This is a genomic window from Acinetobacter sp. CIP 64.2 (genome assembly GCF_000369645.1).
In the GTDB taxonomy this organism is placed as follows: Bacteria; Pseudomonadota; Gammaproteobacteria; order Pseudomonadales; family Moraxellaceae; genus Acinetobacter.
In genome coordinates, this window is the sequence record NZ_KB850121.1 from 1,035,850 (window position 1) to 1,047,369 (window position 11,520).

The window sequence follows — 11,520 nt, forward strand, 5'->3', positions numbered from 1 at the left end:
CAATCATCAGCCGAGATCTTTAAATATTTGGAGCTATCTAATGAATCCAACTGCACTTCTACAACTCATTACCGAGTTTTCTGCTGCCTGGAACAAACATGATGTTGAAGCCTTAATGGCCTGTATGCATCACGACTGTTGCTTTGAAACGGTTGCAGGCAGTGATGTATTTGGTACTCGCATTCAAGGCTTTGATGCGGTCCGACAAGCATTTGAAAATACCTTTCAATCTTTCCCTGATGCCCAATGGCTGAATGCTAAACACTGGTTAAGTGAAGATGCGCAATTTGGTATTTCAGAAACGACTTTTACTGCAACTGCACCAGATGGTGGACATATTGAAGCCAACATGGTCGATGTCTTTACCTTCAAAGATGGAAAAATCCTAATTAAAAATGCATTCCGTAAAAATCGGCCCGTACAGGTCGCTGCATAAAGGAGCTTGTCTATGAATCAATCGATACAGCATTTGATTGGCGATTCGGATCAGCACATCCCTCCCATTCAAAATGTATTCAATACGTACAATACAAAGTTTGATCCTTTAATCGATCAAGGATTAAAAGGTAATGAACAATATGCCCCCACCTATTGGGTTGCAACTGCTGGCACTCCACCAGAAGATGACGGTCCGCTTCTAGGTGACATCGATGCAGATATTGTGATCATTGGTGGTGGTTTTACTGGTCTTTCTACTGCGCTCACCTTAGCTGAAAAATTTGGAACTGCGCCCTTGGTACTAGAAGCCAATCGTACCGCATGGGGATGTAGCAGCCGTAATGGTGGTCAAGGACAAAATGCGTCTGGTCGCCTCTATCGCTCACAATGGATTGATAAATGGGGACTCAATACTGCAAAACGTCTCGACGCTGAAATCCGAGAAGGTTTTGATTATTTCAAAGAGCTCGTAAGTAGTATTGACTGTGATGCACAGGACGGTGGGCATTTATATATTGCTCATCGCGCAAAGAAAATGGCCTTTCTCGAGAATGAGAACAAAGTCATGCGTGAGGCCTTCGGATATCAAACACGAATGTTGAGCCGAGAACAACTGCATGAAGAATTCGTTGCAGATCAAGAGGCTGCAGGTGCATTATTCGAGCCAGATGGTATTGGTATACACCCATTAAAATTAGCTTTTGGTTATTTAAAACGTGCTCGTGCAGCAGGTGCAAAAGTGCATACATCGACGCCTGTGCTCAATTGGGAAACACGCAACGGTATCCATTACTTACAGACGCCATATGGCATCGTCAAAGCAAAACGTGTTGCTGTTGCGACAGGTGGATATACACCGAATGGTTTACACCCAAGTTTGTCTGGCAAAATCATGCCGATTTTATCTAATTCGATCGTGACTCGACCTTTAACAGCACAAGAACTCAAAGAGGCTGGATTAAATAGCACAACTTTTATTACGGATACACGTACCTTAAGACACTACTACCGTTTACTCCCAGATGGTTCAGTGCAATGTGGCAGCAGAAGTGCACTTACGGGTGCTGATGCTAACAATCCTGCTCATCTTGAACGATTAAAAGAGGGTCTTTACCGTAAATTTCCTCGCTTACGTGGTATACCGATTGCATATTCTTGGTGGGGGTGGGTTGATGTCAGCCATGACATGATGCCTCGGATCGTACAACCAAATCCTGATGAAACCATCTATTACGCCATCTGTTATGGGGGGAATGGTGTCTCTTTTTCCGCAATGGCAGGTCGTCGTTTGGCAGAGCGAATCATGGGTATTCAACGTCCACAATTCGAATTACCTATTTACCAATCACCATTGCCATCACATTTATTTCGCCCCTTTAGACGACTGGGTCAAGCCTTGTTATATCGCTGGTATTACTTAAAGGACGAGATGCTTTGAGTGCTATTTCACAATCAGGCGGACGGTCAATTTATAAAAAATTATGAGGGATAAGCAGTTATGTATGATTCAAATTCTAATCCAGATTTAAAAAGCACATTGAAGCCTCGGCATGTACAAATGATGGCACTCGGTGGCGTGATTGGCATGGGCTTATTCGTCGGGAGTTCAGTGGTCATTCAAGCTGCTGGGCCAGCAGCTATTTTGTCATTTTTGATCACAGGTATTTTGATCATTCTGGTCATGAGAATGCTTGGTGAGCTAGCAACCGCTTCTCCCGTTACAGGGTCTTTTTATGCTTATGCCCGTTATGCCTTTAAAGACTCTCCATTTTTATCTCGATTGGCTGGCTTTATGACGGGGTGGATGTATTGGTATTTTTGGGTGATTGTAATCGCGCTTGAAGCCATCGTCGGTGCAAAACTGCTTGCGTATTGGATGCCTGATTTACCTCAATGGATTGTCAGTCTAGTTCTGTTGATCTTACTGACAGCCACCAATCTGTTTTCTGTTCGCTCTTTTGGTGAGTTTGAATTCTGGTTTTCCTCAATTAAAGTTGCTGCGATTACAGTCTTTATTTTCTTGTGTTCTATTTACTTATTCGGCTGGTGGCCAAATCATCAAGCTTCAGGATTTGGAGAGCTCTTCAAACATGGCGGTTTTATGCCAAACGGCTGGGGGCCTGTCTTATCAGGCGCTGTAGCTGCAACAGCGTTCTATTTTGGCGCAGAGATTGTCACCATTGCAGCGGCCGAAACCAAGAATCCCGAAGAATCCGTTGCGAAAGCAACTCAATCTGTTATCACACGGGTTTTGATCTTCTATGTTTGTTCTATTTTCCTCGTGGTTTGTATTGTCCCTTGGAATAGCACTGCGATTGCAACACCTTATGTCAGTGCTTTACAGGTCTTAGATATTCCCTATGTCGCAGACATTATGAACGGCGTGATTTTAGTTGCGGTGCTCAGCTGTCTAAACTCTGGCGTTTATGCCGCAAGCCGTATGCTATTTGCTTTAACAAAAAATGGGGATGCGCCTCGTAGCCTAACCAAGCTGTCAAAAAATGGGGTTCCTATCCGTGCCATTTTATTTAGCACTCTATTTGGTTATTTTTCGATCTTAGCCTCCTACTTTTCTCCAGACGGCGTATTTCCTTTTCTCGTTGAATCGTATGGAACCGTCGCGCTATTTGTTTATATCATTATTGCCTTTTCTCAAATTCGTTTACGCCGTCATTTAGAACGCGTCGCGCCTGAACGCTTGAAAGTTCGGATGTGGTGTTTTCCTTATCTCAGCTACCTTGCGATCATCAGTATGTTATGTATTTTTGCTGCCATGGCATTTTTACCAAACCTACAGAAAGCCTTTTGGTTCGGGATCGCAAGTGCTGTAATGATGTTCTGTATCTTTATGATTCGTGACTACTTTGAACTACTCAAGCTACGTCATCGTTATCCCCAATTAGATACGTTCATCACCACAAAAAATCACAAAATCTAAGCTCGCTGTCTCTCAACGACCTGCTTCATCGTAGGTCGTCTTGATCAGGAATTCTTTATGTTACTAAAAGATAAGCTCGCTGCTTTGGCAGTGGTGTTCATCTGGGGTATTAACTTTTATTTCATGAAAGTTGGTATAAGTGAAATCAGCCCGATGATGCTTGGATGCCTACGCTATATATTAGTGTTACTGCCAGCCTTGTTTCTTATTCGCATTCCGCAAGTCGCTTGGAAATGGCTTCTGCTTTATGGGCTGATCAGTAACTTTTCCCAATTTGCATTTATGTTTAGTGCAATTGCTACGGGTATGCCTACGGGGTTGGTGGCTTTAGTGGTGCAATCCCAAGCCTTCTTTACTGTCATCATCGCCACTTTTTTTCTTAAAGAGCAGGCGTCTTGGAATCAGTGGTTGGCTATCATGATTGCATCACTCGGCTTAGGATTGATTGCTTTAGGACAACAACATAGCCATGTCCCTTTGCTCGGTTTGCTCTTGGTTCTATGTTCAGCTTTCTCTTGGGCGTGTGGAAATATTGTCGTCAAACGTATGAAGTCTGTTCATCCAATTGGTTTAGTGGTTTGGGGAAACCTACTCACACCACTTTGGTTTTTATTATTGGCTATCCAGACTACAGGTTGGCAAGGAATCATTGCAGATTGGCATGCTTTGAGTTGGAGAGGATTCGGAGCAGCGGCTTTCCTAGCCTATTTTGCGACAATTGTTGGTTATGGTTTATGGATTTATTTATTAACTCGCTATCCTGCGGCAAAAATCAGCCCTCTCTCGCTCTGGGTGCCTGTAATTAGTATGATTTTCGCTTATCTTGTACTCGATGAACATCTAAATAGTTGGCAATGGTTAGGCTCAATCATTGTAATGCTGAGCTTAATGGTTCATTTACTTGGACAAAAGATCAAGGTGTCTTCTATTCGTAGAAAGATGCTGCAAAGTTAAATTTGTTCATTGTTCTTTACACAACTTCTTTTCCCCATATCAAGCAGCCTAATAAATTTTAGATTGCTTGATATAAGGTGGGGGTAGATAAAAATCCTATTCAGCAAGACGATTACAAAGGATCCGTGGCATTCTTATCGAGCTTTAAACGATCTTTACTTTGATAAGGTTGATCTAGTCCGACGCTCTGATCCCGTGGCATAAATGTGGTTGCAATAATCGCAATCACTGCCATGCTGCCAATATATATCATAATCAAATGCGGACTACCGTCACCCATACTCAACAGTTTGGTGGCAATCAGTGGTGCAAGTCCTCCTCCCAACACACCTGCCAACTGTACCGAGATGGAGATACCGCTATAACGGATTTCTGCGGGAAACTGCCGCGCAAACAATTGTGCTTGTGGCGCATACATAATCGGGAACACTACGCCAATCGCCAACACGATTGCAGTCCAGACCAACACAGGGTCTTTGGTATTGAGCATGCTAAAAAATGGATAGCTATATAGTGCCAGTACACATAAGCCGAACATGAACATATTGCGTTGCCCGACTTTATCAGACAAATGTCCACATAATGGGGTCATAAACATAATCACAATGGCCCCACAAATAGTGGCAAAGAGGATCTCTTGTCTGGCAATTCCGAGCTGTGTAGTGGTGTAAGCCAAAGTAAAGGTCGAAGCAATATAAAACCAGGCATTTTCAGCCGCGCGCGCCACAATAATGCTGATCAGTTGCTTTGGATGCTTTTTAAAGACCTGTAAAGCAGGGACTTTAACTTTGTCTGCTTGCTGCTTCACTTTTTCAAAATCGGGCGACTCAGGCACTTTAACCCGAATATACCAACCGACTGCCAGTAACACGATACTGGCAAGGAACGGAATCCGCCAACCCCAACTAAACAAAGCCTGCTCAGGCAATAAAGATACCAATCCCAATGCAATCGAAGCCAGCATTAAGCCACCGCCAGTACTGGCTTGAGGCAGACTGCCCCAAAACCCCTTTTTACCTTCTGGCGCATGTTCCACCGCCATCAGTATGGCACCGCCCCACTCGCCTCCCATCGCCATACCTTGCACAAAGCGCAAGATCACCAAACAGATGGCAGCCCAGTAACCGATTGATTCATAGGTCGGTAACAGACCAATCAGGACGGTGGGAATCCCCATCAGCATCAGGGTTAGCAGCAACATCGATTTTCGCCCGATCTTGTCACCAAAATGCCCAAACACCAAACCGCCCAACGGTCGACCGATAAATCCCACCGCATAGGTGGCAAATGCGGCAAGCACACCCGTTAACGGATCAAGGTTAGGGAAAAACAATTTATTAAAAATTAAAGCTGCCGCAGCACCGTAGATAAAAAAGTCATACCACTCAATCGTAGTGCCCACCATACTTGAGATACCCGCCAAGCGATGAGATGACTTTTTAGCAGATGAACCGTTTCCATGTATTGTTTGCATCATCATGTTCCTTTCTTGGATTTTCTTGTTTTATATTCTTTGCGGACCATCAGTCCTGATCATCCGCATTTCAGACGGTTTAATCCTCCTTAGATAAGTCAATATGCATGATTGGATTTAGCTGAGTTTTTCCAGAATCTGTTCCAGCTCTAGATTCCGTTGTTGCCATTGCGGCTGTTTGTCTTTGTCTACAATCAGGGCACGTACCCCTTCAATAAAATCGCCATGATCAAACCAGATATCTTGTAGATCCCGTTCCAGTTGCATACATTGTGCTAAAGACAGGCCACGGCCTAAATGTTGCAGCTTTAAACTGGTTTGTTTGGCAATAGATGACCGCTGCTGCAAGATGCCGAGCATTTTTTCTGCCCAAGGTCGCAACTGTTCATCCTGTTCTTGTGCCAGACTATGTTCAATTTCATCCACATGCTGAAAACCGAAATGCTTGCGTATGCCATCTGCCAACGGTTTCAGTTCACTTTCAGCCGGTCGGGTAATAAAGCAAGCGACAATATGCTCAATATTTTGTTTGCTTAGATTCGGTTCATTAATCAGCGCATCTTGCAAGGCTTGTAGCTTGTCACTGGGTACGTGATAGTCGATCAAGTCTAAATAAAGCGCGTCACTACTACTGATCTGCTCACCCGTAATGGCCAGATAAACGCCGATATCATCCAGTCGAGACAGGAAATGGGTCGCACCGACATCAGGGAAAAAGCCAATCGCAGTTTCAGGCATTGCAAATCTGGATTTTTCACTGCTCACCACAATATGACAGGCTTGTGCTAAGCCAAAACCACCGCCCAGCACATAACCATCGAGCACTACGACCACAGGCTTTGCATAGTCACGCAGCAGGTTCAGCATCTTATATTCGGCGCTAAAATAGCCCTTATAATCAGCCGTATCATTTTTATAGCTATCATACAGATAGCGAATATCGCCACCTGCACAGAAGGCTTTGGGGCTATTCGATTTGATCAAGACCGCCTGAATTGCTGCATCATAACGCCACAACTCCAGTTGACTACAGATACCCTCAATCATCTCCAGTGACAAGGCATTTAAATGTTTGACCCGATCTAAGCTCATCAGGCCAAGACCACCCTTTTGCTCAATCATTAACTGATTTTCGATATTCATTGTTGTTGATCTCTTATCGATTTTTAAATTTGGCCTGACGTTTTTCCACAAAAGCCTGCATACCTTCTTTCTGATCCGATGTGGCAAAAATAGAGTGGAACATCCGTCTTTCAAAACGTAAGCCTTCGGACAGATTGACTTCAAAGGCTCGATTAATGCTTTCTTTCAGCATCATGTTGGCCGTTAAAGAGCGTGCAGCAATGTTCTCTGCGGCTTGCAGGGTTTGTTCCAGTAATTGTTCTTTACCAAACACACGTGCTACCAGCCCGCTTTGTTCAGCTTCGACTGCGCCCATCTGCCGCGCGGTAAAGCACATTTCCATGGCTTTGGCTTTACCAATTGCATGGGTTAGACGTTGCGTGCCGCCAATCCCTGGAATCACACCCAAAGTCACTTCAGGTAAACCAAACTTGGCATTGTCGGCACAATAGATAAAGTCACACATCAGGGCCAACTCACAACCGCCGCCAAGCGCATAGCCACTAACTGCTGCAATCAACGGTTTACGGCGTTGCGCGATACGATCGGCAAGATGGAAAAAATCATCAAAATAAATATCGGGAAAATTCAGCTCGGCCATTTCCTTAATGTCTGCACCTGCGGCAAAGGCCTTTTCCGAGCCTGCCAACACCATACAGCCAATCTCGCGATCTTTTTCCAATTCATCTAAAGCCTGATTCACTTCGCTAATCAATTCACTATTCAGCGCATTCAGGGCTTGCGGACGATTCAGGGTAATCAATCCCACGCCATTGCGTTTTTCGAATAAGATGGTTTGCCACTGCATCATGGATTCCTTGTTATATTGTTATAAGCTACGTGCGATCACTAAGCGTTGAATATCGCTAGTGCCTTCATAAATCTGGCAAATTCGGGCATCTCGATAGATCCGTTCAATCGGAAAATCTTTGAGATAACCATAGCCACCAAACACCTGTAGCGCGGCCGAACAGACACGTTCGGTCATTTCCGAAGCAAATAGCTTGGCCATGGAAGCCTCATTCAAACAAGGTTGCCCTGCTTCTTTAAGACGTGCAGCATAATGCACCAATTGTCGTGCTGCTTCGATCTCGGTCGCCATACTGGCAAGGCGGAAAGCGAGTGCCTGATGCTCAAAAATTGGTTTGCCAAAGGTCAGACGCTCTTTGGCGTAGCACGTGGCTTCTTCCAGTGCTGCACGTGCCAAACCCACCGCCTGTGCCGCAATGCCAATACGTCCGCCTTCCAGATTGGCAAGTGCAATTTTCAGCCCCTCACCTTCCGCACCCAACATCAGGCTTTGATGAATACGCACATCAGTCAGCGCAATCTGGCAAGTATCTGAGGCATGTAAACCCAGTTTCTCTTCGACCCGAATCACTTCGTATCCCGCTGTATCACGTGGCACGAGAAAAGCACTGATACCCTTCTTGCCTGCATTGGGATCAGTCACGGCAAATACGATAATCACCCCAGCATTGTCCCCCGAGGTAATAAACTGCTTGGCGCCATTGAGAATATAGTCATCGCCGTCTTTGACAGCACGGGTTTTAATCGCTGCGGCATCTGAACCGGTATGCGGCTCAGTCAGGGCAAAGGCACCAATCATTTCACCTTGTGCCAAGGGTTTTAAAAAGCGTTCTTTCTGTTCATCGGTACCAAATTTTAAAATCGGCACACAGCCCACAGAGTTATGCACACTCATGATGGTTGAGGTCGCACCATCCGCTGCGGCCACTTCCTCAAGCGCCAGTACATAAGCAAGATTGCCTGTATCGGAACCACCCCATTGTTCAGGAATCAGCATGCCCATAAAGCCGAGCTGACCCATTTGTGCCAGTGCGGCTTTGGGAAATGTGCCGTGTCGATCCCAGTCACTGGCATTGGGCTTGATCTGTTCTTGGGCAAAGCTTTTCGCCATATCTCGAATGAGACCTTGTTCTTCAGTCAATTGCATCTTGTCTTCCCTATCCTACTTTGGCTTGCTGTTTGGCAATTTCCTGATTGCGCAATAAAAAGCGCTGAATTTTGCCGCTTGGGGTTTTTGGCAGTTCAGTGACGAACTCGACCAGTCGCGGATAGGCATGCGCAGACAGACGTTTTTTCACAAACTGACTCAGTTCTTCCGCCAGTTGTTCCAAGGGCTGAATCCCTGCCGATAAAATCACAAACGCTTTCACCACCTCGGTCCGCTCTGGGTCAGGTACTCCAATCACCGCCGCCTCAACCACCGCATCATGTTCCAGCAAGGCACTTTCCACATCAAAAGGGCCAATCCGATAGCCCGACGTGGTGATCACATCATCACTGCGTCCGACAAAACTCATGCTGCCATCGGCATGCAACTCGGCAGTATCACCCGTCAAATAGTACTGGCCAATAAACGGTGATTTACGGGTTTCATGATAGCCACCAAACCACATCATCGGTGACTGGCTGATATCCACAGCTAAAATTCCCGGCGTATCTGCGGGTAATTCTTCGCCCTGTTCATTGACCACGGCAACACGATAACCTGCGCTGGCAAAACCTGCTGAACCCGCACGAACCTCATGGCTTAGGCCATGGTGATTGCACACCACCATGCCCACCTCCGTCTGTCCATAATGGTCATAAATCGGCGCATCCAACACCTGTTTAAACCAGCGAATCACTTCTGGATTCAACGGCTCTCCTGCACTGCTGACCACGCGGAACTGGCCTTTCAGTGCTGCCATCTGGGCAGGATCCGCCGCCATCATCATGCGGTAAGCTGTAGGTGCCCCCGCCAGATTGGTAATCTGATAATCCTTGACAATCTGACACAAACTGTCGGTGCTAAAACCACCGTCATAAAACAAGATGGCATGACCCAAAAATAACGGCCCAGTAATACCGAAGTACAAGCCATATGCCCAACCCGGATCGGCAATATTCCAGAATGAATCCTCTTCCCTTAGACCAACCGCATCTTGCATATAACGCGCAAAGGCCAGTAAGGCTTTTAACGGCACTTCTAATGGTTTGGCGGGGCCTGTGGTCCCCGACGTAAACATCAATAAAAATGGATCTTGCAGGGTTCGCATCACCAAATCACAGTGCTTAGGCTGCTGCTGTACTTCATCCCAGAAATTAAAGTCTTCTGGATTTAACGGTGTGACTTGCTGATCTGCAACCCTGACAATTGCTGGACAACGCTCAACTTCATCCAGTTTGCTGCGGTTACTCGTATCCGTCACCACCAACTTACTTTGTGCCAGTTGCAGACGATGCTCGATTGCCTTGGGGCCAAATGCAGTAAACAAAGGTTGATATACCGCACCAATCCGCCATGCCGCGAAAATCGTCACCAACAGCTCAGGTGTTCTCGGCAATAATCCTGAAATACGATCACCTGCTTTTACACCCTGCGATTTTAAGAAATTGGCAAATTGACTCGACCATTGCTGCAACTGGCGAAAGGTGTATTGTTCTTTACGACCATCTTTGCCTTGCCAATACAAGGCGATTTTGTCGCCTTGTGCATGGCGATCACAACATTCATAACAGGCATTCAATGCATCGACTGAACCTGACAGCATCTGTGTTGCTGTACTGTGCAGATCAAAAGCCTGTACCGTCTCTTTATAATTCAACATCTGTGTTCCCTCAGTCTGGTTTGATTGTTATTCATGACAGGGTTTAATTTTTTGATAAAAGCCATCCTTTGGCTTTAGCTGTTATGCTTCTGGCGGCAGGTATTGCTGAATAATGCTGGAAAAATCGAGATGCGCATTGCCACGCATGCACATTTGCTGATAAAGCTGCTGCACCATCCCACCCAGCACAATCGGTTGTTGAACTTGTCCTGCCGCTTCTACCGCAAGCCCCAAGTCTTTCAACATCAACTGAGTCGCAAAACCATCTTGATAGCCACGTGAAGCGGGTGCATTTTCGTTAATCTGCGGCCATGGATTACAGACTTCCGAACTCCAGCAACGCCCGCTTGAAGTGTTAATCACCCCTGCCAAAGCATGTGGATCAATACCGAGTTTGACACCGAGTGCCATGCCTTCGGACACAGCAGCCATGGAAATCCCGAGAATCAGGTTATTGCAGATTTTGGCAATTTGACCTGCACCCACTTCACCACAATGCACCACGTTTTTGCCCATGTGACTGAGTACGGGTTTCACTTCATCAAAAGTCTGATCATTGGCGCCGACCATGAATGTCAAGGTCCCCGCTTGTGCACCGATGGTACCGCCTGACACAGGCGCATCACAAATATGAATATTTTTACTCTGCGCAACTGTGGCAATGTCTTTGATGGTTTGCGGGTCAATGGTGCTGCTGTCAATACATAAGCTGCCCGCTTTCAGTACGTCCAACACGCCATTTTCACCGAGATAGACTTCTTTGACATGTTTCGCCGCAGGTAACATGCTGATCAGCACATCGGCTTGTTTGGCCGCTGCTTGTGGGCTGTCGCACACTACACCACCCGCCTCGGCAAAGTGCTGAATGGCCACTTCGCTGAGGTCATAACCATAGACTGTCAGTCCGGCTTTAAGCAGGTTGTGGGCCATTCTGCCGCCCATATTGCCTAGACCGATAAAGGCGATATTCATCCATG

General features: G+C 46.0%; 10 protein-coding genes. 4 read left to right on the top strand and 6 right to left on the bottom strand.

Annotated features, from left to right (window positions below):
- Nucleotides 1-40: 40 nt before the first annotated feature.
- The 4 genes from F895_RS11550 to F895_RS11535 are packed head-to-tail and all read left to right on the top strand — an operon-like array spanning nt 41 to nt 4,330.
- Complete coding sequence (locus F895_RS11550) at nt 41-436, top strand: nuclear transport factor 2 family protein (RefSeq protein ID WP_005240492.1); 396 nt, start codon at nt 41-43, stop codon at nt 434-436.
- 12 nt (nt 437-448) lie between these two features.
- A complete protein-coding gene (locus F895_RS11545; RefSeq protein ID WP_005240495.1) occupies nt 449-1,876 on the top strand; it encodes an NAD(P)/FAD-dependent oxidoreductase in 1,428 nt (475 codons plus the stop codon).
- Between the two features lie 60 nt (nt 1,877-1,936).
- A complete protein-coding gene (locus F895_RS11540) occupies nt 1,937-3,376 on the top strand; it encodes an amino acid permease (RefSeq protein ID WP_005240497.1) in 1,440 nt (479 codons plus the stop codon).
- Between the two features lie 57 nt (nt 3,377-3,433).
- Nucleotides 3,434-4,330, top strand: a complete 897-nt coding sequence (locus F895_RS11535; RefSeq protein WP_005240499.1) for an EamA family transporter — start codon at nt 3,434-3,436, stop codon at nt 4,328-4,330.
- 112 nt (nt 4,331-4,442) lie between these two features.
- Here the strand turns inward: F895_RS11535 and F895_RS11530 are convergent, their stop codons facing one another.
- The 6 genes from F895_RS11530 to mmsB all read right to left on the bottom strand — a co-directional run bounded on the left by F895_RS11530 (nt 4,443) and on the right by mmsB (nt 11,515).
- Nucleotides 4,443-5,804 (bottom strand): MFS transporter, encoded by a 1,362-nt coding sequence (locus F895_RS11530; protein ID WP_005240501.1) that lies wholly within the window; start codon nt 5,802-5,804, stop codon nt 4,443-4,445.
- Nucleotides 5,805-5,921: 117 nt separating this feature from the next.
- Nucleotides 5,922-6,947 (bottom strand): enoyl-CoA hydratase/isomerase family protein, encoded by a 1,026-nt coding sequence (locus tag F895_RS11525; protein WP_005240503.1) that lies wholly within the window; start codon nt 6,945-6,947, stop codon nt 5,922-5,924.
- Between the two features lie 13 nt (nt 6,948-6,960).
- The gene (locus F895_RS11520; protein ID WP_005240505.1) at nt 6,961-7,734 is read right to left on the bottom strand and encodes an enoyl-CoA hydratase; all 774 of its coding nucleotides are present in this window, start codon (nt 7,732-7,734) and stop codon (nt 6,961-6,963) included.
- A gap of 21 nt (nt 7,735-7,755) precedes the next feature.
- Nucleotides 7,756-8,883, bottom strand: coding sequence for an acyl-CoA dehydrogenase family protein (locus tag F895_RS11515; RefSeq protein WP_005240506.1), 1,128 nt, complete (start codon nt 8,881-8,883; stop codon nt 7,756-7,758).
- Between the two features lie 10 nt (nt 8,884-8,893).
- Nucleotides 8,894-10,543, bottom strand: coding sequence for an AMP-binding protein (locus F895_RS11510; protein ID WP_005240508.1), 1,650 nt, complete (start codon nt 10,541-10,543; stop codon nt 8,894-8,896).
- A gap of 81 nt (nt 10,544-10,624) precedes the next feature.
- A complete protein-coding gene (gene mmsB, locus F895_RS11505) occupies nt 10,625-11,515 on the bottom strand; it encodes a 3-hydroxyisobutyrate dehydrogenase (protein WP_005240511.1) in 891 nt (296 codons plus the stop codon).
- Between the last annotated feature and the right edge of the window lie 5 nt (nt 11,516-11,520).